Source organism: Intestinibaculum porci, assembly GCF_003925875.1.
In the GTDB taxonomy this organism is placed as follows: Bacteria; Bacillota_I; Bacilli_A; order Erysipelotrichales; family Coprobacillaceae; genus Intestinibaculum; species Intestinibaculum porci.
The window spans coordinates 917,086-941,181 of the sequence record NZ_AP019309.1; the positions used below are offsets into that span (position 1 = coordinate 917,086).

At 42.2% G+C, this 24,096-nt stretch carries 21 protein-coding genes and 1 riboswitch; of the genes, 14 read left to right on the plus strand and 7 right to left on the minus strand.

Annotation, left to right across the window (positions count from 1 at the left end; translation table 11 throughout):
* Positions 1-45: 45 nt before the first annotated feature.
* The 6 genes from SG0102_RS04455 to SG0102_RS04480 all read left to right on the plus strand — a co-directional run bounded on the left by SG0102_RS04455 (position 46) and on the right by SG0102_RS04480 (position 5,798).
* Positions 46-534: a hypothetical protein gene (locus SG0102_RS04455; RefSeq protein ID WP_125118847.1), complete on the plus strand. Its 489-nt coding sequence runs from the start codon at positions 46-48 to the stop codon at positions 532-534.
* 157 nt (positions 535-691) lie between these two features.
* Positions 692-1,384 (plus strand): fructose-6-phosphate aldolase, encoded by a 693-nt coding sequence (locus tag SG0102_RS04460; RefSeq protein ID WP_125118848.1) that lies wholly within the window; start codon positions 692-694, stop codon positions 1,382-1,384.
* A complete protein-coding gene (locus tag SG0102_RS04465; protein WP_125118849.1) occupies positions 1,385-2,146 on the plus strand; it encodes a DeoR/GlpR family DNA-binding transcription regulator in 762 nt (253 codons plus the stop codon).
* Positions 2,147-2,156: 10 nt separating this feature from the next.
* Positions 2,157-4,484 (plus strand): glycyl radical protein, encoded by a 2,328-nt coding sequence (locus SG0102_RS04470; RefSeq protein WP_125118850.1) that lies wholly within the window; start codon positions 2,157-2,159, stop codon positions 4,482-4,484.
* Positions 4,447-5,352, plus strand: a complete 906-nt coding sequence (locus SG0102_RS04475; RefSeq protein WP_125118851.1) for a glycyl-radical enzyme activating protein — start codon at positions 4,447-4,449, stop codon at positions 5,350-5,352. The genes SG0102_RS04470 and SG0102_RS04475 overlap by 38 nt, the downstream gene beginning before the upstream one ends.
* Before the next feature lie 11 nt (positions 5,353-5,363).
* Positions 5,364-5,798 carry a hypothetical protein gene (locus SG0102_RS04480; protein WP_197715073.1) on the plus strand — a complete coding sequence of 145 codons (435 nt, stop codon included), beginning with the start codon at positions 5,364-5,366 and terminating at the stop codon, positions 5,796-5,798.
* Positions 5,799-5,880: 82 nt separating this feature from the next.
* Here SG0102_RS04480 and SG0102_RS04485 read toward each other — a convergent pair whose 3' ends face one another.
* On the minus strand, positions 5,881-7,548 hold the full coding sequence (locus tag SG0102_RS04485; RefSeq protein WP_125118852.1) for a glutamine--tRNA ligase/YqeY domain fusion protein: 1,668 nt from the start codon (positions 7,546-7,548) through the stop codon (positions 5,881-5,883).
* Positions 7,549-7,678: 130 nt separating this feature from the next.
* Positions 7,679-7,748: riboswitch (Fluoride riboswitch) on the plus strand.
* A 39-nt stretch (positions 7,749-7,787) separates the two neighbouring features.
* Here SG0102_RS04485 and SG0102_RS04490 point away from each other — a divergent pair.
* Positions 7,788-9,008, plus strand: a complete 1,221-nt coding sequence (locus SG0102_RS04490) for a chloride channel protein (protein WP_197715074.1) — start codon at positions 7,788-7,790, stop codon at positions 9,006-9,008.
* On the opposite strand, the gene SG0102_RS04495 is transcribed toward SG0102_RS04490, so the two are convergent.
* From SG0102_RS04495 to SG0102_RS04520, 6 genes are all read right to left on the minus strand, one after another.
* Entirely contained in the window at positions 8,982-9,440 is a 459-nt protein-coding gene (locus tag SG0102_RS04495; RefSeq protein ID WP_125118854.1) for a VanZ family protein, read from the minus strand. The two genes, SG0102_RS04490 and SG0102_RS04495, sit on opposite strands and share 27 nt — an antisense overlap.
* Entirely contained in the window at positions 9,437-11,941 is a 2,505-nt protein-coding gene (locus SG0102_RS04500) for an amidohydrolase family protein (RefSeq protein ID WP_125118855.1), read from the minus strand. Before SG0102_RS04500 ends, SG0102_RS04495 begins: the two co-directional genes overlap by 4 nt.
* A 23-nt stretch (positions 11,942-11,964) precedes the next feature.
* Positions 11,965-12,951: an alpha/beta hydrolase gene (locus tag SG0102_RS04505; RefSeq protein WP_125118856.1), complete on the minus strand. Its 987-nt coding sequence runs from the start codon at positions 12,949-12,951 to the stop codon at positions 11,965-11,967.
* A gap of 166 nt (positions 12,952-13,117) precedes the next feature.
* Positions 13,118-14,674, minus strand: coding sequence for an RRXRR domain-containing protein (locus SG0102_RS04510; RefSeq protein WP_125118857.1), 1,557 nt, complete (start codon positions 14,672-14,674; stop codon positions 13,118-13,120).
* A 172-nt stretch (positions 14,675-14,846) separates the two neighbouring features.
* Complete coding sequence (locus SG0102_RS04515; RefSeq protein ID WP_125118858.1) at positions 14,847-16,253, minus strand: TFIIB-type zinc ribbon-containing protein; 1,407 nt, start codon at positions 16,251-16,253, stop codon at positions 14,847-14,849.
* A gap of 1 nt (position 16,254) precedes the next feature.
* Entirely contained in the window at positions 16,255-17,397 is a 1,143-nt protein-coding gene (locus SG0102_RS04520) for an SHOCT domain-containing protein (protein ID WP_125118859.1), read from the minus strand.
* A gap of 143 nt (positions 17,398-17,540) precedes the next feature.
* Here SG0102_RS04520 and SG0102_RS04525 point away from each other — a divergent pair, with 143 nt between their 5' ends.
* From SG0102_RS04525 to SG0102_RS04555, 7 genes are all read left to right on the plus strand, one after another.
* Positions 17,541-17,849 (plus strand): HAD family hydrolase, encoded by a 309-nt coding sequence (locus SG0102_RS04525; protein ID WP_197715075.1) that lies wholly within the window; start codon positions 17,541-17,543, stop codon positions 17,847-17,849.
* Positions 17,850-17,990: 141 nt separating this feature from the next.
* Entirely contained in the window at positions 17,991-19,883 is a 1,893-nt protein-coding gene (locus tag SG0102_RS04530) for an IS1634 family transposase (RefSeq protein ID WP_125118860.1), read from the plus strand.
* 174 nt (positions 19,884-20,057) lie between these two features.
* Complete coding sequence (locus SG0102_RS04535; RefSeq protein WP_197715076.1) at positions 20,058-20,795, plus strand: HAD family hydrolase; 738 nt, start codon at positions 20,058-20,060, stop codon at positions 20,793-20,795.
* 132 nt (positions 20,796-20,927) lie between these two features.
* Positions 20,928-21,158: a hypothetical protein gene (locus SG0102_RS04540; protein ID WP_125118861.1), complete on the plus strand. Its 231-nt coding sequence runs from the start codon at positions 20,928-20,930 to the stop codon at positions 21,156-21,158.
* A 90-nt stretch (positions 21,159-21,248) separates the two neighbouring features.
* Positions 21,249-22,172: a LysR family transcriptional regulator gene (locus SG0102_RS04545; RefSeq protein WP_125118862.1), complete on the plus strand. Its 924-nt coding sequence runs from the start codon at positions 21,249-21,251 to the stop codon at positions 22,170-22,172.
* Between the two features lie 121 nt (positions 22,173-22,293).
* Complete coding sequence (locus SG0102_RS04550) at positions 22,294-23,511, plus strand: iron-containing alcohol dehydrogenase (protein ID WP_125118863.1); 1,218 nt, start codon at positions 22,294-22,296, stop codon at positions 23,509-23,511.
* 47 nt (positions 23,512-23,558) lie between these two features.
* Positions 23,559-24,071 (plus strand): NUDIX domain-containing protein, encoded by a 513-nt coding sequence (locus tag SG0102_RS04555; RefSeq protein WP_125118864.1) that lies wholly within the window; start codon positions 23,559-23,561, stop codon positions 24,069-24,071.
* Positions 24,072-24,096 lie beyond the last annotated feature (25 nt).

The window sequence follows — 24,096 nt, forward strand, 5'->3', positions numbered from 1 at the left end:
TTTTTCTTTTTTGAAAAGAGTTTATAATGGAATAGAGGTGATTGTATGTCGACATTACGACAAGAAGCTTATCAGGCTTATTTACTTTACGATCTCGCTGTTCACGGCTGGCAGCTCTCCGATATCTTAGAGAAGATTACCATAGAGCATGGCACCATCAAAGGGGCACATTTACCTTCTTATGATGAATTTATCGCGGATATTTATACCCATCAGCCATCTTTGATGCGTCAGTTATTACAGTGGCCGTCTAAAGTGGATGCCTATATGCGTGATGTGACTCAAGATGCGCAGGAAGATTTGGGCATCGTTGCCATTGACTTTGCGGCTGAGTGTTTTAAAGAAGTGCCATTAGAAGATTTCTCCTGGTGCTTAGAGCATGACGCCATGACCCAGTTATTACGTGATGCCACGCCGGAGTTAGAAGACGATATCGCGCAATTTATGTTTATCATTGAACGGGATTATGCCTTTGATAAATCAGATGCCTTGATTGCGGCGGATCGTATTAAAAGAGCTTATCATCCAAGTTAGGATGAAAGCTCTTTTATTGTTTGTCACATTTATTCTTGTAAACAATAAAAAGCAATAAATAAAATCCCTATAAAATACGATAAAACAATAAAAATAAATTGAGAAGAAGAAAAGATCCGATTACAATGAAGGTGTCAAAAGAAGGAGAGATACAATTATGGAATTTATTTTAGATACAATTAACTTAGAGGAAATCAGAGATGGCGTTGATCACATGCCAATCGTCGGGATTACCAGCAACCCATCTATCGTGAAAAAAACCAGTCCAAAGGATTTCTTTGGACATATGCGTCAGGTACGTGAAATCATTGGGATGTCGCGCTGCTTACATGTTCAGATCGTGGCTACCAAAGCGGAAGATATGATCGCTGAAGCGCATACCATTTTTAAAGAAATTGATGACCAGGTTTATATTAAAGTGCCTACTTCATATGAAGGTGTGAAGGCGATGAAAGCTTTAAAAGCTGAAGGCGCGAACGTGACCGCTACAGCGGTCTATACCACCATGCAGGCTTATATGGCGTTAGAAGCTGGCGCTGATTACTTAGCCCCTTACTTTAACCGTATCGCTAACTTAGGCGGTGATCCCGTCGCTTTAATTAGCAACGTCGCGAAACGGATTGAAGAAGGACATTATGACTGTAAAATCTTAGCCGCTTCCTTCCATGCTTTATCACAGGTTGAAGAGGCGTTGAATGCTGGCTCTCAGGCAGTCACTGCTCCTTATGGTATTTTAAAAACTGTTTTCGCCAATCCGAATATCGACAAGGCTGTCAATGACTTTAATAGTGACTGGTATGATGTCTATGGTCAGGATACAAGCATCTGCGATTTAGCCAAGGAGCAGTAAATGTTAGCGGGGGAAAGACACCGTAAGATTGTCGAACGCGTCAATAGTGAAGGCATAGTGATCGTCAAAGACTTAGCTAAAGCTTATGGTGTGACGGAAGACTGTATTCGTAAAGATCTCAAAATCTTAGAAAATAAAGGATTATTAACCCGAATCCATGGCGGAGCTACGACCAATCGGGAGAATGTCCATGCTTATCATGCGAAAGATCGTCGTGAAGTGCATGTGGAAGAAAAGGAGCGCATTGCGGCGAAAGCGATGACGCTCTTACATGACGATCTGATGATCTTTCTCGATATCTCAACGAGTTCCTATGCTATTGCCCAAAGAATTGTTCAGCAGCATCTTCGTCTCACCATCGTCACCAATATGGTCGCTATTTTGGAATTGCTCAAGGATGTGCCTTTTGTGACACTCATCTTCATTGGCGGGATGATCAATCATACCAATGATGGCTTTACCGGGTCATTAACGATTGATACCTTAAAAAAGTATCGCTTTGATCTTGCTTTTGTCGGTGTCGTTGGCGTCGATATCGCTAATAATCAGGTGATGACTTATGATATGGATGATGGCCTGACGAAAAAACAAATTATGCTTTCATCAGCGGCTTCTTATATGCTTTGTGAACATGAAAAGTTTCACCAGGCTGGGCATTTCATTTATGCGACGATCGATGATTTTACCGGTTTGATTACCGATACATTACTAAGCAGTCAAGTAGAAAAAGCCCTGATTGCGAAAGATATTGATATTGTGTAAAGGAGGAAAGATGATGCAGACACCAAGAATTCAGCATTTAAAAGCGCGGATGTTTGAAGAAAAACGTTATGCCTCGATTGAACAGGCGCGCATTATTACCAAAGTCTATCAGGCTCATGAAGGTGACTCGATTCCCAAGAAAAGAGCCTTAGCCCTGAAAGCTTCCCTAGAAAAAATAGAAATTGGTTTTGATCGGGAAGAACTGATCGTCGGCAATCGCACCAAAGGTGTGCGCGCTGGCGTTGTCTTTCCGGAAAGCGGCAGTGCCTGGGTCAATCGGGAATTTGAAACGCTGCCTAGCCGCCTACAGGATCGTTTTGCCATTCGCGAAGAAGATATCCAGGAATTTCGCGAAAAGATTTATCCTTACTGGCGTCATCGCTCTTTAGAAGATGCCATTTATGGCAGATATGGCGATGAGATCGCTTCTATCGCTAAAGTCGTTAAAATCAATCAGAAGGATCATGCCCAGGGCCATATCTGTCCGGATGTCGCATTGTGGCTTAGTAAGGGACCAGCAGGATTAAAAGAAGAGGCCCAAAAGCATCTTGCCACATGTGATGAAGCACATCGTGAATTTTATGAATGCATGATCATCACTTTAGAAGGAGCGATGACATTCATGCGTCGTTACCATGACATGATCATGGCAAGCAATCCTGATGAAACCCTCAAGAAAGTAGCGAACAACTGCTTACACTTATCGCAACGGCCCGCTGAAAGCTTCCATGAAGCCTTACAGTCACTCTGGTTTCTCTTCGTGATTTTACAGATGGAATCCAATGCCTCTTCCTTTTCACCAGGGCGTGCAGATCGTTATCTTTATCCTTATTACCAGCATGATCTTAATAAAGGCTTACTCACAAAAGAGCAGGCTTTGGAACTGATTGAATGTCTCTATCTGAAATTTAATCAGATTGTCTATATGCGTAACCAGAATTCGGCCAAATATTTTGCGGGTTTCCCAATTGGCTTTAATATTGCCGTCGGCGGCGTTGATGAAAACGGTCAGGATACCTATAATGCTCTTTCTTTATTATTCTTAGATGCGCAGTATGACTTAGGCTTGCCGCAGCCTAACTTATCCGTTCGCCTCAATAAACATTCTTCCTCAACGCTCATGCAAAGAGCCATTGAAGTTGTGGCGAAAGGCAGCGGTATGCCGCAGTTCTTCAATGATGAAGCAGTCATGAAAACAATGGTGGAAGAATTAGGCGTGGATCCCCAGGATGCCTATGATTATGCTATTGCCGGCTGTGTCGAATTAACGACCCAGGGCAATAACTTGGGCTGGAGCGATGCGGCGATGTTCAACTTTAATAAAGCCTTAGAATTAACCCTCAATCATGGAATCGATTTATTAACGGGCGAAAAAATGGGTCCTGATTATGGCGGCTTAGATACATATGCAAGCTATAAAGATTTAGAGCATGCTTTTGCGCAAATGATTGATTACTATATTATCCAAATGATGAAAGCCGAAGAAGTCGTCGAAGCCGCCCATCAGAAATATTTACCGACCGCTTTTCTCAGCTGCGTGATCAATGACTGCATGGACAAAGGCATCGATGTCACAGCCGGCGGTGCAAAATATAATTTAGCCGGCATCCAGATGATTCAGGTGGCTAACTTAGCAGATAGCTTAGCCGTTTTAAAGGATTTAGTCTATGACAAAAAGAAGATTGCTCCTCAAGAGATGTTAACCGCATTACAGGCAAACTTTGAAGGCTACGAGATCATTCATACCATGGTTGAACATAAAGTGCCTAAATATGGCAATGATGTAGCCTGGGTGGATAACTTAGGGGAACAGTGGTGCCATTATTTTAGAGAAAAACTAAGAGCCTATCGTAATCCGCGTGGCGGTCTCTATCATACTGGGATGTATACAGTCTCTGCCCATGTCCCAATGGGAGAAAATGTCGGGGCATCCCCTGATGGCCGTAAAGCGCGTGAGCCATTAGCAGATGGCGGGTTATCTGCGGTCTATGGCCGTGATTTAAAAGGGCCAACCGCTTTATTAAAATCCGTATCTCGGATGGACAACAATCTGACGACCAATGGCGGGTTACTTAACATGAAATTTTTACCATCATTTTTTGCAACCCAAGCAGGGCGTGACAATTTTGAACGATTCCTGCGCGTCTTTGTCGACTTAGAGATTCCCCATATTCAGTTCAATGTCGTCAATCGCGAAGATCTGCTGGATGCGAAAATCCATCCTGAACGTCATCGTTCCTTAACGATTCGCGTTGCTGGCTACACCGCTTATTTCGTGGAATTAGCGGGTAAGCTGCAGGATGAAATCATTGCCCGCACAAGTTATGACCACATCTAAAGCTTTAGTCTTTGATATTAAGCGTTTCGCCATCCACGATGGCGAAGGGCTGCGGACCACCATCTTTTTAAAAGGCTGCCCGCTGCGCTGTCGCTGGTGTCAAAATCCGGAAGGACTCGACGTGCAAAGAGCGCCGATGTACATGTCTTCCCGCTGTATTCACTGTCAGCTTTGCGCCCGTTTTATTCAGTATCAGGATCGGCCTCTTCTAGAAGAAGGGGAGGCGATGGATCTGGCAATTGCTGATTGCCCAGCTGAAGCGCTCCGTTATGATAGCACCTATTATAGTGTTGAAGAACTGATTGAAAAAATCAAAGAGGATGCCCCTTTTTATAAGTATGGGGGCGGGGTGACGTTTTCTGGCGGGGAACCGTTATTGCAGTGGCGGGTTTTAGTCTCCTTGTTAAAAGAATGTCAGAAAGCGGGCATTCATACCGCCATCGAAAGCAGTCTCTATAGCACGCATCTGCAGGATGTCATGCCACACTTAGACTTTATCTATTGTGATCTTAAGCTTTATGACGCGCAAAAACATCTGCAAGCTACTGGCGTTGATCATGCGCTCATCTTAGAAAACATCAAAACGTTACTTCATTCCCCCATGCGTGAACGTATGATTGTGCGCACGCCATTAATACCTGGCTATACCGCTACAGATGAGAATATTGCGGCGATCGCTCAGTTTCTCGTTAATGAATATCCTGATGTCACTTATGAACTTCTCAATTATAACCCTTTAGCGAGCGCAAAATATGAATGGACATCTTTCACTTATGGCTTAGATCCAAAGACCAAAGCTTTGAATCAGGAAGAAATGGAACATTTTCGTCTTATTGCCCGTAAACAAGGCCTCAAAAATGTTTTATAATGAGGAGCGAGGTGAGAAAAATGAAAATGCCGCCAAGAGAAAAAATTCCCGAAGCCTATAGCGCGATCATCGATGGTCGCGTAGAGATGCATGAAAATCATGCGTTAGTCACATCAAGTGATCACCAGAAAGTGTATTTAGTGCGCTGGCAGGGAAATACTTATAATGCCAATGATAATGCGACTTACTGGCAGGGGTATCCTGGTTATCCAGTGATTGCCGTCCTCCTGATGCAGGGCAAACTGCCCTATAACGAAGATGTTGCAAGATACTTTCAGGGCGTCAACTGGCATCGTCTCAATAAGAAAAAGAAACGTGACTATGCCGCCGCGTTAGCGGACGTCTTATTAGACGTTGCGCATCCTGAGGGCATCTATGAAGAGATAGATAAGGTGTATACCCATTTATCATTATTAGATTTAACGCTAACCCGGAAAAAGTTATAATCATTGAGAGCTTTCGTGTTTTAGAAAGCTCTTTTTGTATAAAAAAGATCAGATCCTATAAATGATCTGATCTCACAATATTTTATTTCTTTGGTAATTTGAAAGAACTCTTCATAGAGGCAATTCTATTGAAAATAGGTGTATCTTCAGTAGAGTCTTTTGGATCAATATTGAAGAAACCTTTGCGGACAAACTGGAAGGCATCACCCGGTTTGTAGTCTTTGATGTTTTCTTCAATATAGGCATTGTCAATGACCGTTAAGGAATTTGGATTAATATTGACACTGCCGTCTTCGTTATAAACACCTTTTTCTTCATCTACTAACTGTTCATATAAACGCACAGTCACCTTCTTAGAATGATGGGCTGCCACCCAGTGGATCGTCCCTTTGACCTTGCGGGCATTAAAGCCACTGCCGCTCTTGGTTTCTGGATCATAAGTCCCATGAATAACGGTAACATTACCATTTTCATCGGTTTCATAACCTGTACAAGTAACGAAGTAAGCATTCATTAAACGGACTTCATTACCGACAAAGAAACGATAGTACTTCTTTGGTGGGTTCACCATGAAGTCATCTCTTTCGATATAGAGTTCTTTTTCGAAAGGAATCTTACGTGATCCTAAGGCTTCATTTTCCACGTTATTAGGTGCATCTAAGTATTCGACCTGTCCTTCAGGATAGTTATCAATGACTAATTTAATGGGATCTAAGACTGCCATTAAACGCGGTGCTTTTGGTTTTAAGTCATCTCGAATGCAGTATTCCAGCATCGCATAATCAGCTGAAGACTGTGATTTTGTCACACTGGTCATATCCATGAACATCTTTAAAGATTCTGGTGTGAAACCACGACGACGTAGCGCCGCAATAGTGACTAAACGTGGATCATCCCAGCCATCCACGATGCGCTCTTCAACGAGTTTCTTAATATAACGTTTACCAGTTACAACGTTGGTCAGATAAAGTTTTGAGAACTCAATCTGTTTTGGTGGGTTAGGGAATTCAGTTTCCGTAACGACCCAGTTATATAATGGACGATGATCTTCAAATTCCAGTGTACAAATCGAATGTGTGACACCTTCAATTGCATCTTCAATCGGATGCGCAAAGTCGTACATTGGGTAAATACACCATTTGTCACCCGTATTATGATGAGTGACATGCGCGACACGATAGATGATTGGATCACGCATATTAATATTTGGTGAAGCCATATCAATTTTTGCACGTAAAACTTTTTCCCCATCTTTGAACTCATCATTTTTCATCCGTTCAAATAAGTCTAAGTTTTCTTCGATGCTGCGATCACGATATGGTGAATTCTTACCAGGTTCCGTTAATGTGCCGCGGTATTCACGAATTTCATCAGCTGTTAAATCATCCACATAAGCTTTGCCTTTTTTGATTAACTTAACGGCTAATTCATACATCTGATCAAAATAGTTAGAAGCATACCGGACGCCGCCGACATATTTAGCACCTAACCATTCGACATCTTTAATGATGGATTCCACATATTCTGTATTTTCTTTTTTTGCATTTGTATCATCAAAACGTAAGTGGAAGTCTCCGCCGTATTCTTTTGCCAGCCCGTAGTTCAACAGGATACTCTTGGCATGACCAATATGGAGATAGCCATTTGGTTCCGGCGGGAATCTTGTCACGACTTTCTTATAAGTACCATTGGCAAGGTCTTCGTCGATGATCTTTTCAATAAAATTTTTACTTTTAACTTCAGTATCCATTTTATATTTCCCCCTATCAATAATATACGATTTATTTTACCAAATTCTCGACCCTACGTCTATAAATATTGGGTGAACTCAAGGCAAATGAGATTATTCACTTGCGCTAGGCTATGAGTTATGATAAAATGCGAACAACGGGAATGAAGTTTCCCTGGCGTATGCCGAACTGCTAGTGAGCTAATGACTTCTATTTTAAGGGAGTCATTAGCATTTTTTTCGTTTAAGGGGGAAATATGATGAAAAAATTAGGAGCAGAATATCGCTCATTAATAATCCTTTCAGGAGTAGCGATCATTATGGGGATCTTAGTAGGGGCAATGGATGCTTTATTCGCATCTGTTTTATTACTTGTCTCCCATCTTCGTGATCAATACTTGTATTTTGTCTTACCAGGGTTACCGTTTATTGGCATGTTCATTGTCTGGTACTACACCAATTTTGGAAAAGAAAGCATTCAGGGGATGAGTCTGATTTTTGAAACCGGCCATGGAATGCGTGAAGCTTTGCCTCTGCGGATGATTCCGATGGTCATGGTGGGCACGTGGTTATCCCATCTCTTTGGTGCGAGTGTCGGCCGTGAAGGCGTCGCCGTGCAAATTGGCGGCACCTTATCTTATGAACTAGGGAAACGTTTGCCGTTAAAAGAAAACAAACGCATCTTTTTAATGATGGGAATGGCTGCCGGTTTTGGCGGCGTCTTTCGGACACCCTTTGCCGGCACTTTATTTGCCTTAGAAGTCTTAGCGCCAGGAACCATCGCTTATGAAGCGCTATTGCCAAGTTTAGTAGCTGCTTTATGTGCTAGTGCTACGTCTGGTATATTAGGTTTAAAAGGTTTTACCTACGCTTTAAAAGGAAGTGTTTCTTTAGACCTCAATACCTTGATCACCTTAGTGATCGCGGGCATTCTCTTTGGCCTGATTGGCGCGCTTTTCGCTTATGGGGAAAAACAGGCCAAAGGTTTCTTTCAAAGGAAGATCGAAAATCCTTACAAGCGGATTGCTTTTTTAGGCGTCATTATTATGGCTTTTATGTATTTGACCAATGGCCGTTACAGCGGCCTGGGTTCGAATCTGATTACGATGAGTTTTGATGGCCATACCATCTATGTCTGGGATTTTATCGTTAAGTTAGCGTTAACGCTTTTATCGTTAGCGGCGGGCTATCAGGGCGGGGAAGTGACACCATTATTTTCTATTGGGGCCACGGCTGGCTTTGTCTTATCACTCTTTTTACCCATGCCGGCTGTCTTATTATCAGCGTTAGGCTACGCGGCGGTCTTTGGCGGGGCGACCAATACGCTATTAGCGCCGATTCTCATTGGCGGGGAAGTCTTTGGTTTTAGCCATTTGCCTTATTTCCTGATTGTCTGCGTCCTTGCTTTTGTCGTGAACCATAACTTATCCATTTATACCAAACAAAAAACACGATCAGTGCTTGACGAACCGTGTGCATAAGACACCGATGGCGGTGCCTAAGGTATTGGCAATTAAGTCATCCATTTGGCCATAGCCAAGGGAGAAAACAACCTGGGTGATTTCAATGCCTAAAGAAACAAGGAAGCCGATGAATATAATTTCACGGCTTTTTCTTTTGGTTAATAGAGCAAGAAAGAAACCTAAAGGTATGAATAAAGCCATATTCTCAAAGTAATAAATGAGGTTATCGGGGAGGACAGATAATGTTGAAAATGGCATCAGATCAATCTGGATCGGCCGAGGCGTGCGCGAAAAGATGGTGATATAGCTTAAGACAAACAAGTAGAAGTAGAAAAGAAAGAAACGAATGGTTTTCTTCCTAGTGATAAAAGAGATGATTAAGGCAAAAAGCAGACCGAAGGGGACTGCTTTTTGTAAAATAGGTAACGTTAACTGTAAGATGCGAATCATGAGTGATGATGTTTCCTTTTCTGCTCTTCGGGATGAGAAAGGGCGCGATAATAGGTGTTGGCATAGTGCAGCATCGAATCGGCATGATCCCCATCATAAAAGAACGTAATATAACCTTGCAAAGATTTTGCTTTATCTTTAAGAATACGACAGTGATAATCGATAAAGGTACGGGATTTATAGGATGAGTTTTTCGCATCCTGAATTAAGTTCGAAGCGGCGCTGTTGCCATCAAAGGCAATAATAATCGACTGGCGACGCTTAAAGATTTCATAGGTGAAACTTTTATAGACCCCTAATGGTGAACTTTCAATGGAGACGCGCATCTTCACATTTTGATGTTTGAGTTTCTGCGCTTCACTCGCTGTTAATAAACTTGGCACAAAGCAGAAGATATCAAAACCTTGGGCATGTTCTAACACGTATTTTTCATAGCCCGTAAGCTTCGGGCCGATGACGAAGAAGACTTTACTTGGATCTGCCCGTTTGATCAGATCATCAAGTAAGGCTGTTTCGGGAGCGCGTAAGCGGGTGTTGTGAGTAATGTTGTTAAAAGAGCCGCCAACAACAATAAGGGGAATCTTATGCGTTGGCAGGGGCGTAATCTGGTCCTTGAAAAGTGTATAAGGATCGAGATGACGTTTCGAGACGCTTAAAGGAATATCCTTTGCGGATAAGGCTATTTGCTTATTGTAGTAATCAGCGATGGCGATATCTTTTGGCATCGCCGCCATTTTCTCTTCAAAGGCATTGAGTGAATAAGCAATGATCTGATCTTCGACCTGGCGCATCTTTAACTGATCGTCAAAGGTGAGGTCTAACATCCGCTCTAAAGAGAGCTGTTCATCGATTGAATTGGTGCCATATAAGGCGCCGCCATCGGTGCCTTGAACGCAGGCAATGCCTTCATTTAAATACTGTTTTAAAGGATGGTACTTCAGATTGCTGAGGTTATTTAAACGGACATTGGACGTGATCTGAAATTCCAGGATGACATGATGCGCTTTGATCTTTTCTAGAAGCTTTTGCCCTTTCTGGGTTTTGAGGGAAGGGGTATAAAGACCATGACCAATGCGCATATGCGGGAATGTGTCACCTTCCGCTAAAGCATCTTCAACGCATTCGATGCTGTTTAAGACATTATCAGGCAATGAATCGTTTTCCCCGGCATGAATCCGGATGACAAAGGAAGGAATATCTTTGGTGAGTTTGACAACCGCTTTAATGACATCCTTTAATTCTTTGATATCATTAAGCTCTTCACCGACAAAATCACATCCAGCTACATAAGGATCTTTCGCAATCGCATTTAAGACATTGAGGTTTTCTAAGAAGTAGTTATCATGATCGACAGCATCTTTCACAATCGTTAAGGGAATGCGGCGCATCGCCGCTAAAAAGCGTAAAGTGACACCGGTTTCCTGAGTGATCGCGGGCATGACTTCATGAATATCCTGCAACACCTGAGCCGCCTCACTTTTCTTGACTAAAGCCGTATCCGAGATTTCTGCGTAAGTGACCCCCACCGCCTGATAGCTGCGGGCCACCCATAAAAGCTCATTCTGATAAAGATTCATATGAGCATAATAGGGATTATGGCTATCTTTCAATATTTGTGCTAAAGCTTTGACGATATCCTGATCAGGAATGTTGCGGTAGTCCTGCAGTTTACGATAGTCGTCAATCAAATACTTTTTCTCACTGACAATGCCTTTCGTAAAGACGTAGCGATAAAGGTACACTTTTTCTAAGTTGGTAAAGACAGCCTGCCCATCTTTCATGACCGCTAAAGATGTACGAATTTTCGCGATGTTCTCGGCGGCATCGTCTAAGTTACCAAGAATCAGCTCAGCAAAGTTAATAAAGGTATGATCATCGATGCGGCGATCTAAGTATTTTCCGGTTAATGGGGAATCACGATAGTCTTTCGCAACCTTTTGACGATCCATTTCTAACTGTCTCTTTTGGCTTGCAGATAATGACAAATTGAGCTTTTTAATATAATAATAGGGATAGCGAATCTGATGGAAAATGCCTAAGGCAATAAGTAAATCTGGGGATAAATTCGCATTACGATGGGTGTGGAGATCAGAATGGAACTTCACTTCTTCACGGATATACGTTTTGACTAAAGTTTTGAATTCATCTAAATCATAGTCTTTGGTCTGACTCATTAGCGTTTTCGCGATGGCTGGAATCGAGGCTTTCTGATCGATTTGCCCATCGGGATAAATATTCGCGACTTTGGTATTGCCTAAACGAAAGATATACACCTGCTGATTATGACCATCAATATAGCAGGGAATCTGTCCTTCAATCATCTTATAGCCATTTTTTTCATACGTAATGGGTAAGTGGCAAAGATGCGCTAAATTGGTGATCAGATTTCCTGTCGTATGGTGCGGGGTTCGTAAGACGTACCTGAGTGTTTTTCCTTCTTTATACAAAGTGATAATGATATCTTTTTCTGAATCAAGATAGAATTGTCCAAAATAGTCCATAAGCTGTGCTCCTTTTGGGAGGATTATAGCATATTTAAGCGTTCACTCCTAGTGCTTCCCTTGATCGTGCTTTCAATCTGTTCGAAAGCCTCTTTCGCTTCGGGAATCGGTAAGAACGGATAGTTATGAATGAGATGATGACCAGTGATCAGTCTGGCATTTACATGGGCAGCTTTAAGCTTGCGATAGAAGCGGACAATATCTGGATAAAGCAGTTCATTGGTGCCGCCAAAGAGAGTCACATCACTTAAGCAGGTGTAATTGCCAAAGTAAGGAGATACCTTATAGGCATACAGCGACTTTGTACCTGCCCACATCGTACCTAAACGTTTAATGCCATAGGAAGAGAGCAGCGGATCAATTTTTTCTAGTTGACCGCCATCACGACTCATCGTGAGATCTAACCATGGCGAAATAAGAATCAATCGATCAGGCTGCAGATCAGAGCCTAACGATTCGCAAAAACCAGTCGCTAAAGCGCCGCCGGCACCTGCACCAATGATCGTTAAAGGAAGAGTGCGATCGATCGAAGCGTAGAGTTTTTCTAATAAATCATAGGCTTCTTCATGGGTGGCGGTGGGGACTAACGGATACATGGGAACATAGACGCAGGCATCGAGATCTTTCGCTAAACGATCGACAAAACGCCATTCATAAAAGGAGATCGGCTGGATAAAACCACCGCTATGTAAATAGATAATGTGGTATTTTGGGTGTTTCGATGCCCGTACGACAAATAACTGCTGACTGGCAAAAGTCGTTTCATCGACATGGGAAAGCATATAGTGAGAAAGTTTATATTTCTTTTTATTTTCGATGGACTGTTCATAAAGAAAGCGCTCAAACGCTTCAGGATGAGTGTATGCATCTTTCTTGCTCGTGATTTTAATGACTTCTTCGACGGCTTTTGAAGTCATCGTATGGTGAAAACATTTTTTATATAAATAACGGATTCCTCTCAGTGTCAGCAGGGATGCTGTCATTAAGGATACGAATTGTACTTTTTTCATAAAAAACACGCCCTTTCTTTTAAGCCTTGCTTAAATTGCCTCATAGTTTAGCACGCTCTTTACAAAAGTCAAATTCACATTTGTCACAAAATGGAAAAACAGTTTACAAAACAGGCGGTCTAACGCTCGTGACTTCAGTCATGAGATAAAGACCGCCGATAGCATCCTAGACATATACCAGTCCGGCATTTTCTCTGATGATCGTGCATTTGGCAGCAGGAAAATTTCTTTTCTCGCATCCGACAGCGCGGTAATAGCGACCGCCGGTAAGCTGACTCTGCAGCACATATCGCTCGCCATCAAAAAGAAATACAGCACCCGGCATGAGCCTGTCTGCATCGTTATAATAGCGCGTTGATTTTGTCACCGTCAGCCGCGAAACCTGATCAGGGTATTTCTGTCTGAACTCCTCAAGTGAATCGCCTTTCTGTTCAAATCGCTTATGCCTGTTCCGGCAGACAATTCTTCCATCAAGACGATACGTCCTTTCACGCTGATTGTTTATGTTTGCCCTGCTGTGTCGGCAAAACTGCACGATTTCAAATGTGCGGGGGAGTCTTCGGACAGGTGTAATGCCTGATCCGATGCATGCGATGCAGAGTGCATCGATGTCATGATCCTTTGGAAGTCCTAAATCATCTCTCAACGTCTGTGTTTCCACGCCAGTGCAGAAATGCGCATGATCTTCCCCGTATGTCTCTGTCATCCATTGCCAGATATATGGAATAGCCTGATTCAGAACGGAAAGTGAGCCGTATTTCTTCATGACGCCTTTCATGTCAGATCTTAGCTCTCCTTTATGTATTCGCGCATGGCATTTCATGCAGACGCCGAGAATATTTTCCGGCAGGTCGCTTCCGCCCCGAGAGCGAGGGATGATGTGATGATAGTGTTCTATCGGAGCACCGCACATTGGGCATACGCCATTCTGTCTTATGTATACGTACTCATGCGAGTTTTTATAGCCTTTCATGCGTCCGTTCTGGAAGTCAGTGCCGTAGCACTTTCCGTTATCCATCTGCATGAAGGCAAACTTATTGGCTTCAATCGTCCAGTCAGTCACGGGAAGAATAGCACTTATACGGCAAATCAGATTTTCGTGTGTCTGCACAAGCTGATTCGCAGTTGGCGTAAGCCATTTCTCGGGGCGTTTCCTGTAGCTGAACTTAGCCGTCGTATTGACAATATCCTTCACCATAACAGGTTTCTTATATCCGGGCAGCATTCGCCCGTCTGGAAATTCTGTCGTCGTTCCGTTTGCTTTGGCACGGCGTTTTCTTCTCAGGCGTTCGCCTCTTCGGCTTGCCTGACGATGCGATTTTCTCGCTTCCATGTTCTTCGGTACGTCTCTGTTTCTGGATGCGGTATGTGATCTGTACACGCATTTCCCTTCAGGCGTCACAACTGCAGCGCCTATGTTTGTACGACCCGGATCAATGCCACCGAAAAGCGGCTGCGTGTTCTTGGATCCGTCGTACTTCAGCTGAATGACGAAAGGGACATGCGATACAATTCTCGCCTTTCCCTTATTGAGAAGACGCTTCACATGTCCGCGTCTTCTGGTAGGCATCAGCGGATCTCCGTCCGCAGACAGAACATAAATATAATCTGTTTCAGACAGTTCCTGCTCAAGTTTTGTCTTAGGCATATCATGATGCCCCCCTTCATAAGATTCCGGTGCCGTCGCCTGTAAGGCACTAACATCCGGCAATAATGTTTCCATAGTCTGGGTGCGTCTTTAGGGTTCGGGAGCCTTGGAATCAGCCCCGGTCCTTGCATCTCCGGAGGAATGCGACGCATCCATATGACTCTGCTCAATTAATCATTTCCATCATCGCTCACTCTTTCAAGCTCGCGACTTTAGTCGTGAGAAATCGACTCGAAAGTAAACTGCTTTAATAAATAGAACCTTTTAATTCGTCTTCATTGGCATTATCCATGCGACTGTTTTTTAAGTTTGTCAGGTGGCGGACACGTTCATCAGTCTTATGCATATGTAAGACTTTGCGCTTGGTGACATTTTCATAGTCATGACGGGCTGAGGTATTACGGTAACGATTATAAATAATAAAGAAATAAATCAGTCCAGAGGCTAATAAAAGATAAGCCCATGGCCAGTCTTTGGCTTTATTCATGAAGAAGGCAACGAGGAAACAAACGACTTCAATAAGTAAAGTCAAGAGAAGCAGCTTAGGATAATAAATCGGAATCGAACCCATCGTTTCTTTCGTCCGGCCATTGACTGCGATGTAGTGAATAGTCGACGGATCACCGTTGGTTTCCTGATAAGAGAATAACCAAACCGGTAAATATGCAGAAAGCCACTGCTGACCTTGAATCGCGGCTTTGCAGCTGTTCCAATGGACCCCGCGATCATATTGCTTGATCGTTTCTTTGGCGCAGTTACGAGCGATATCATCGGTCTGATTTTGCACAATCTTTTTTAAATCCTTGGTATTCATATCTCTTTTTTCAAAGGTATAACCCTTTAAAAAGCCCGGATTCCACATGAGGGGATGCTCGGTATCAAAAGGCATAATGGCATTGATAATGTTGTTCGTTAAGGCCGCATTCTTATCCATTTTGGTTTTCGAAGATTCAATTGTTAAACCTTCCACTAACATATCAAACTCACGCTTGATGGCATAGCGATCGGCATCATAACGGGTTTCCTTAATGTCATTGCCTTGTTCATCGGTATCGACAACAACTTCATAAGAGCGCGTTTTGATTTCGCCTTCGCCATTTGCCGTAACATGCGTATTTTCGTTAATCATCATATAAGGTAAGTAGACACCCATGACGCTATCGGTATTAAAATCATGACTGAATTTTGGATGGGCATAAAACTTTCGCTTACCCGCAAAATCTTCAATCAGATTTTTCGCTTCATCCTTGGTAATCTGAAATGGTAATACCACATCCGGTACCGCCCCGTTAGGAATCTGTTCATTGAGGGATAAGGTATTACGGCACCAGTGACAGCGGGCGCTGGTCTGGGCTGAGGAATCGATGACGACTTCCGCCCCGCAGCTTGGACATTTCAAAGTGATCATCGCAGAAGCGGTCGCTTTTTCATCAATTTCTTTCGCCCCGGAACCAATCGTTACGCCTTGCAGGTTTTCTAAATGGGCATTGAGGAAATCCTGCATTGTGGGGGTATCAAAGGTTTTTCGACAGCTATGACACTGCAGTTTGCCGGCTTTGATATTGAGCGCGATATCCGTTGAGCCGCAGGCTGGACATTTGTTTTGCCCATGCGCCTTTTTACTGCTGGTGTCGATGATTTTTGCGTCAGTCATATTATAAACCTAACAGTTTCTTTTTCGCGTCATCAAAATCGGCTTGGGAAATGATGCCATCATCAAGTAACTGTTTCATCTTTCGCAGTTTTTCATAAGGATCTTCACTTGGCGCTGCGGCCTCTTGATTAAAAGCGCCCATCATATTGCCGGCAACACCCATATTCATCCCCATAAAGGCCATGTTCGCACTGCCGCCGTTTTCGCCAGCTGCCTGCATGCCGCGGGCAAAAGCCTGCTGTTTAAAGGAAGCGCCACGAGCCCCGCTTAATGCATCGGCACGTTTAACATCGGCTAACAGCTTCTTTGTATCTTCATCATATTCAATGGCTACTAAAGCCGCTTTCACGATGGCTAAACCATATTCTTCACGCCAGCTGTAGTCATTTTCTACGGCCTGAGCTAAGGATTTCGCAAAGCCGACCTGATCGCTTTGAATTCTGGTGATGCGATTGCCTTTATCAGGATCATTGGTATAGAGGGAGAAAGCTGATGAGAGACAGCTTACGACTTCATCAAAAAGCTTATTGCCGGCAGGATTATCCATATCCGCAAAATCAAAGATTGGTCCATCTGGCCGTAAATAGTTTTGTGGGACAAAACGTTTCACAAAAACCATTGGATCGACGATCCGCATCGTATAACTGCCGCGCGTTACAGCGCCAACCTGCGTGCCTAAGAAGGCATCATCCCAGTGGATTTCAGATTGCGTACCGAAACGATTATCCGGAATATCTTTTAAGTTGACATAAATAGCCGTCTGTTCACTGCCCGGCATGCCGCCAAATTTAAAACGGTCCCAGGAATCTTTTAATGTGTCAATGAGTGAATCACCGGCTAAAAATGATTGCGAAGCTTGCGCATCAGAGCTGTACGTGTAGCCGCCCGGCTCTGTGATTAACCCAGTGATGGCGCCATCCTGCATGGTGAGGAGAGCGCAGCCTTCGGGCACGATAATCTTACTGCCGTTGGTAATAATATTGTCACTGCCTTTCGTATTGGCGCCGCGGCCTTTGTTTTGCCCTTTCTTTACGCCATGGAAGACACCAGCGGTAGCTGGGGCGTCCTCCGGCATAATAAAATCTTTCCAGGTATCCGCTAAGCTGCCTTCGAGGGCGCCAGTAAATGCTTGAATAAAACCCATAAATTCATCTCCTTTTCGTGTTATTCTTTACTTTAAGATTACAAAATAATATGTTTGAATGCAATTTATTTTAAACTTTCTCGAAAAAAAGTCGAAAGGAAGAAAAAACGATGAAGATTGTATTTTAAAGGGGAATTGGTATAATGGCGGTAGAGGTGAAGATGATGAAATATCAGGCAGCTATTTTTGATATGGATGGCACAATTTTAAATACAATTGAAGATTTAACGAATGCTTTAAATTATGCGATGAAAGAAACGGGGCACCGTCATAATTATACAAATGAAGATACTAAAAATTTCTTTGGCAGCGGCGTTGAGGTGGCCTTAACAAGAGCCTTGGCTTATGAAGCGGGCGCTCGTTTAGACTCCTTAGTCGCCGTCGGGACAAAAGATGAAGTGATTCCAAAAAGTGTGACAAAAGAAGAAGTGGAACGGATTTCGGGCGATTGACAGAATCTCTACTAGCCATATCTACAAAACCCCTGTTATCAGGGGCTTTTATCTGTCAAATTTTATAAATTATTATGTTGTATGTGTTGTATGTCTTTCCCTTTCATGCTAAAATATTAGATGAGAGGAGGACTTTTTTATATGAAGCTCTACTACGACAAGCGTCTTAAGGATCCCACATACTATGTCCAGGAGGGAATCAGAAACGGCAAAAAGACGACCACCCGCAATGTAAAAAAGCTCGGCAAACATTCAGAACTTCTGATGATCACCGATGATCCGGTATCCTACTGCAGAAATGTAATACAAAAAATGAATGAGGATGCGAGATCCGGAAAGCGGGAATACACACTGACGGTCGACTTCAATCAGCGAGTGACAGGACCCGATGATAGCCGGATAAGCCGCTCACTGTCATCCAACATCGGATACTTCTACCTTCAGTACATTTATAATATGCTTGAACTGGACGGCTTTTTTAGAAATCTTCAGGAAAAGTCCAAGGCGAAATATGACTTTAATTCTGTTAACAGATTTCTTACCTTTGGCAGAATCCTTGATCCTCACAGCAAGTATGGCACCTATGACCGCCTTAATGCCTACTATGAGAATCCTCAGATTGAGTACCATCATTTTCTCCGCTTTCTCGATTTAATTGCAGAAAACCAGGAGGACTACCTTGCGCATCTTTATAAAAAATCACAGAATCTCATAAAGAGAGACATGTCTGTCGTCTACTATGACTGCACAAATTACTTTTTTGAATGCGAACAGGCTGACGATGATGAGATTGATCCGGAAACGGGCGAAGTTACAAAGGGGCTAAGACGCTACGGCGTCAGCAAGGAAAACAGGCCTAATCCTATCGTTGAAATGGGACTTTTAATGGACAAGAGAGGAATTCCTATTTCTATGTGCCTGGATCCTGGCAATACCAGCGAGCAGGAAACGGCCACCCCGCTGGAGGAGCAGGTCATTAAGACCATGGGTAACAGTAAATTCATATACTGTGCCGATGCCGGTCTGGGTTCATACAATATCCGCAAATTTAATTCAATGGGCGGCCGAGCTTTTATTGTCACGCAGTCAGTCAAGAAGCTGTCTGATGCTCTTCAGACTGCTGTATTCAACGACTGTGACTACAGAAATCTCAGTGATGACAATCCAGTGTCAATTGAGGAGCTAAAAACCTTTAAATATGACAAAAACAGCGAACTGAACAGAGCACGCTATGAATCTACAGCCTATAAAGTTTTAAATGCTGACAAGGAGGACATCTTTCTTGGTTATTATGAGATGAAAAAATGCAAAAATGGTAAGATCAGGAAAGTAAAAGCAAAAGGCACTTTAAAGCAGATCGTCATTGTTACGTTCTCGAGAAAAATGATGGACTATCAGAGAAAAGTTCGTCAGAGACAGATTGACAGAGCTAAAAAGCTCATCTCTTCAGGTGATCCGGAGAAGATCAAGAAGGGACCCAATGACGTAAGAAGGTTTATCAAAAATAAAAATAAGACAAAGTCAGCTTATATTATAGATGAGGAGCAGATTCGAAAAGAAGAGCAGTATGACGGCTATTATGCAGTAGCGACAAATCTTGTTCTTGATCCGGTCAAGGATATTCTTGACATATCACATAAGAGATACCAGATTGAGGACTGCTTTAGAATAATGAAGACTACCTTCAAAGCTCGTCCTGTCTATGTATATAATCCCAACAGAATTAGAGCGCATTTTTTAACGTGCTTCACCGCCCTGCTAGTATACAGACTGTTAGAATGCATGCTTGATGATCAGGGAACACATGTAACAGTAAAAGAGCTGATAGAAACATTAAAAAACATGAATGTGGTGAATGAGCATGATGTTTACTATAGTGCAACATACACTTCAAGCTATACGCTAAAGGCTCTCGAGCAGCTAACAGAGCTGGGGCTTGACTTTCAGTACTACAAGCCAAAGGACCTGAATAAAATTTTAAGAAAAATTTCAAAAAAACTTTTAAAGAGGCAATCACATACAACAAAAAATTGATTAAACAAAAAACCAGGAAACACCGATAAATAAAGGGAATCCTGGCTTTTACTCAATTTTTTCTGTCAATTGTGGGATAATATGTTTGAATGCAATTTATTTTAAACTTTCTCGAAAAAAAGTCGAAAGGAAGAAAAAACGATGAAGATTGTATTTTAAAGGGGAATTGGTATAATGGCGGTAGAGGTGAAGATGATGAAATATCAGGCAGCTATTTTTGATATGGATGGCACAATTTTAAATACAATTGAAGATTTAACGAATGCTTTAAATTATGCGATGAAAGAAACGGGGCACCGTCATAATTATACAAATGAAGATACTAAAAATTTCTTTGGCAGCGGCGTTGAGGTGGCCTTAACAAGAGCCTTGGCTTATGAAGCGGGCGCTCGTTTAGACTCCTTAGTCGCCGTCGGGACAAAAGATGAAGTGATTCCAAAAAGTGTGACAAAAGAAGAAGTGGAACGGATTTCTCAGGTCTATCGTCCTTATTATGCGGCCCATGCCGGCATTGCGACGAAACCGTTCGACGGTATTGTCGAGATGATTCAGGCCTTAAAGGCAAAAGGCATTGCCTGCGCAGTGGTTTCAAATAAACCAGATGAAGCCGTACAAAGCTTAGTGAAAACATTCTTTGATGGTGTTTTTGATTTTAGTTTAGGGCAGAAAGCATCAATTAAACGTAAACCAGCACCGGATATGAACGAAGAATGTTTACGCGTTTTAAAAGTTGCCCGTGAACACTGTGTTTATATTGGGGATTCAGAAATTGATGTCCAGACGGCACAAAATTCAGCGATGGACGAGATTGCCGTAACCTGGGGCTTTAGAAGTGCAGATTTCTTAAAGACACATGGTGCAAATGAAATCGTGAATGATTCAAATGAATTATTTGCGGCCATCACAAAATAAACATATTTCTTAGAAAACCGATATCTTTATTTCAGTTTTCATTTGATATAATGGAGATAAATAAAGGAGAGGCAAAGATTTCCAAATTATGAAAAAGCCCACTTTCGCTTGAAACCGTGAGCTACATCATGTATGATTAAGGAAAGGAAATCATTAAAGGTATTGGTTATGAAATTAGTGAAACTGTATTGGGACTGTGTCCGTCGTCAAAAGGGTATGAATGACTTTAACGCGTATATGGAAACAAAAGCTTTGTTTGGCTGTAATTTCTTAGAAGCTTTAGTCATCGATTATATGTATAAAGATCTGGTGGCTAAAGGGACACCTACCCTTGTGGTTGACGGCTATGCCTCACCATTTTAAGACTTTGTCATAAGACAAGGTCTTTTTTTCTTGGATAATTATGATACAATAAGCATATATGTAAAAAAATTAGGAATAGGAGTACTTTTTATGAATATTGATCATTTAAGATACGTCTTAGAAGTTGAAAAATGCGGATCAATTTCGCAGGCAGCGAAATCTTTGTATCTTAATCAGCCTTATTTATCAAAAGTGATTGGAGAATTAGAAGAAGAACTCAATTTACGCATTTTTGAACGATCGAATAAAGGCATTCAGGTGACCCCCAAAGGACGTGATGTCCTCACCCGCATCAGTCATATCGTCGATGAAGTGGATGAACTTGATCATTTATATAAAGGTTTTGAAATGCCTTTTTCCTTTAGTGTTGCGGTCCCCACCGCTTCCTATATTTCCGCCGCTTTTCATAAGTTTATTAAAGAAGGCCAGCCTTATAAAAATGGCTTAGATGTCGCTTATCATGAAACCAATCCGACTGATGTCGTGGATTTAGTCACCAAAGGAGAATGTAATCTTGGAATCTTACGCGTTTTTGATTTTGATCGCGATTACTATAACCATCTTTTTGAATTCAAGAATCTGCAAAGTCAGGTGATCAGCTCTTTTGCCTGTGTTTTATTAATGTCTGAAAGCAATAGCTTAGCTGGGAGAAAGCATATTGATATCACAGACCTTAAAAATCAGATTCTGATTCGCCATGCCACCGATCATTTACCTAAGCATACGGTTAGCTATCTTAATGATATCATTCACCAGACCGGCGTTACGCAAAGTATTGAAGCTTTTGAAAGGGCCTCCCAGCTGGAGCTGTTAGAAAACTTAGAGGATACATTTATGTTAGTTTCACCGATGCCTACAGATTTATTAGAAAAATATCATCTGATCACTCGGCCGCTCAACACGGATGTGCTTAAAGCAATGGATTTATTGATCTATCGTCGCGGTTATACATTATCCCCTGGAGAAAAGCGTTTTTTAGAAGATCTTCATAAAGAAGTACAAGCGTTTGAATAGTGCTATATCTTTTTTGATATAGTGCTATTCTTTTTTTAATATTTGAAATTTTGAGATGAAAACGGTATCATAGGAATCGTGAAATGTATCACGAAGTAAATGTGTAAAGGAGATAATAATTATGGCAAGATTTACTTTACCAAGAGACCTATATCATGGAAAAGGTTCCCTGGAAGCATTAAAAACATTAAAAGGAAAGAAAGCGATCATCTGTGTCGGCGGCGGCTCAATGAAACGTTTTGGTTTCTTACAGAAAGCTGAAGAATATCTGAAAGAAGCAGGTATGGAAGTTCAGTTATTTGAAGGAATCGAATCAGATCCATCAGTTACGACGGTCATGAACGGGGCAAAAGCCATGGAAGAATTCGGTCCTGACTGGATCGTAGCCATCGGCGGCGGTTCACCAATCGATGCTGCAAAAGCTATGTGGGTTAAATATGAACACCCAGAATGTACATTCGAAGATATGTGTAAAGTGTTTGCTTTACCTGAATTAAGACATAAAGCAAAATTCTGTGCAGTTTCTTCAACATCAGGAACAGCAACAGAAGTAACTTGCTTCTCAATTATCACTGATTATGATAAAGGTATTAAATATCCAATCGCTGACTTTGGCATCACTCCAGATGTAGCCATCGTTGATCCTGAATTAGCAGAAACAATGCCTAAGAAATTAGTCGCTCATACAGGTATGGATGCGATGACACATGCGATCGAAGCTTTTGTGTCAACAGCACACTGCAACTATACAGATCCAGTAGCGATCTGGGCAATCCGTATGATCCAGAGAGATTTAATCAACTCTTATAATGGCGATATGACTGCTCGTGATAATATGCATGATGCACAGTGCTTAGCAGGTCAGGCATTCTCTAATGCTTCATTAGGTATCGTACACTCAATGGCTCATAAGACAGGTGCTGCATTCGCTGATTACGGCGCTCATATTATCCATGGCGCTGCTAACGCAATGTACTTACCAAAAGTTATTGCTTTCAATGCGAAAGATCCAGAAGCAAAATCTAGATATGCATTCATCGCTGATGAAATGAAATTAGGCGGCACAACTGAAGATGAAAAAGTTGCAAAGTTAATTGAAAAATTACGCAGCATGAATGATGCATTAAATATTCCACATGGCATCAAACATTACGGTGCAGATTCTTATCCAACAGAACAGGGCTTCGTTCCTGAAAATGTCTTCTTAGAAAGATTACCTGAAATCGCTAAGAATGCCATCGCAGATGCCTGCACTTTAACAAACCCACGTAAACCAACACAGGAAGAAATGGAAAAATTACTGAAGGCTTGTTACTACGACACTGAAGTGGATTTCTAAAACATATGAGGAGAAGGACACCTTCTCCTTTTTTGATGGAGGCAAATATGAAAGATCGCAATGGTTTAACCGAAGAAGAATTTTTAAAACAGTATAATCCTGATAAATATCCCAAACCATCTCTCACGGCGGATATTGTCGTTTTCGCAAAGGATCATGACAAGCTGCAAATTTTATTAGTCAAAAGAGGGGGCCATCCCTTTATTGGTCACTACGCGACTCCGGGCGGTTTCGCTAATAAAAATGAACCCTTAGAAAAGACGGCAGCACGTGAATTAGCCGAAGAAACGGGTGTGACCGGCTTACCTTTACAGCTATTAGGGGTGTATTCCAAACCAGGCCGTGATCCGCGCGGCTGGGTTGTTTCCTGCGCTTATATGGCCGTAATTGATAAAAACAAAGTGCATGTGAAGGCTGGTGATGATGCAGCTGAAGCAAAGTGGTTTACAGTCACCAAAGCGCATGCGCTCATCTGTGGAGATGAAACATTATCTTTGTCTGATTTGGCTTTTGACCACCAGGACATTGTCGGTGATGCGCTTGCAAAAATAGGTTACTAATTTATAATAATGTCAGGAGGTAAAC

Coding starts and splice junctions, on each gene's coding strand:
- SG0102_RS04465 (WP_125118849.1), top strand. CDS start 1,385: ATGTTAGCGGGGGAAAGACACCGTAAGATTGTCGAACGCGTCAATAGT.
- SG0102_RS04555 (WP_125118864.1), top strand. CDS start 23,559: ATGAAAGATCGCAATGGTTTAACCGAAGAAGAATTTTTAAAACAGTAT.
- SG0102_RS04490 (WP_197715074.1), top strand. CDS start 7,788: ATGAAAAAATTAGGAGCAGAATATCGCTCATTAATAATCCTTTCAGGA.
- SG0102_RS04455 (WP_125118847.1), top strand. CDS start 46: ATGTCGACATTACGACAAGAAGCTTATCAGGCTTATTTACTTTACGAT.
- SG0102_RS04495 (WP_125118854.1), bottom strand. CDS start 9,440: ATGATTCGCATCTTACAGTTAACGTTACCTATTTTACAAAAAGCAGTC.
- SG0102_RS04470 (WP_125118850.1), top strand. CDS start 2,157: ATGATGCAGACACCAAGAATTCAGCATTTAAAAGCGCGGATGTTTGAA.
- SG0102_RS04520 (WP_125118859.1), bottom strand. CDS start 17,397: ATGGGTTTTATTCAAGCATTTACTGGCGCCCTCGAAGGCAGCTTAGCG.
- SG0102_RS04525 (WP_197715075.1), top strand. CDS start 17,541: ATGGCGGTAGAGGTGAAGATGATGAAATATCAGGCAGCTATTTTTGAT.
- SG0102_RS04550 (WP_125118863.1), top strand. CDS start 22,294: ATGGCAAGATTTACTTTACCAAGAGACCTATATCATGGAAAAGGTTCC.
- SG0102_RS04500 (WP_125118855.1), bottom strand. CDS start 11,941: ATGGACTATTTTGGACAATTCTATCTTGATTCAGAAAAAGATATCATT.
- SG0102_RS04510 (WP_125118857.1), bottom strand. CDS start 14,674: ATGGAAACATTATTGCCGGATGTTAGTGCCTTACAGGCGACGGCACCG.
- SG0102_RS04535 (WP_197715076.1), top strand. CDS start 20,058: ATGGCGGTAGAGGTGAAGATGATGAAATATCAGGCAGCTATTTTTGAT.
- SG0102_RS04460 (WP_125118848.1), top strand. CDS start 692: ATGGAATTTATTTTAGATACAATTAACTTAGAGGAAATCAGAGATGGC.
- SG0102_RS04475 (WP_125118851.1), top strand. CDS start 4,447: ATGAAATCATTGCCCGCACAAGTTATGACCACATCTAAAGCTTTAGTC.
- SG0102_RS04530 (WP_125118860.1), top strand. CDS start 17,991: ATGAAGCTCTACTACGACAAGCGTCTTAAGGATCCCACATACTATGTC.
- SG0102_RS04515 (WP_125118858.1), bottom strand. CDS start 16,253: ATGACTGACGCAAAAATCATCGACACCAGCAGTAAAAAGGCGCATGGG.
- SG0102_RS04545 (WP_125118862.1), top strand. CDS start 21,249: ATGAATATTGATCATTTAAGATACGTCTTAGAAGTTGAAAAATGCGGA.
- SG0102_RS04540 (WP_125118861.1), top strand. CDS start 20,928: ATGATTAAGGAAAGGAAATCATTAAAGGTATTGGTTATGAAATTAGTG.
- SG0102_RS04505 (WP_125118856.1), bottom strand. CDS start 12,951: ATGAAAAAAGTACAATTCGTATCCTTAATGACAGCATCCCTGCTGACA.
- SG0102_RS04485 (WP_125118852.1), bottom strand. CDS start 7,548: ATGGATACTGAAGTTAAAAGTAAAAATTTTATTGAAAAGATCATCGAC.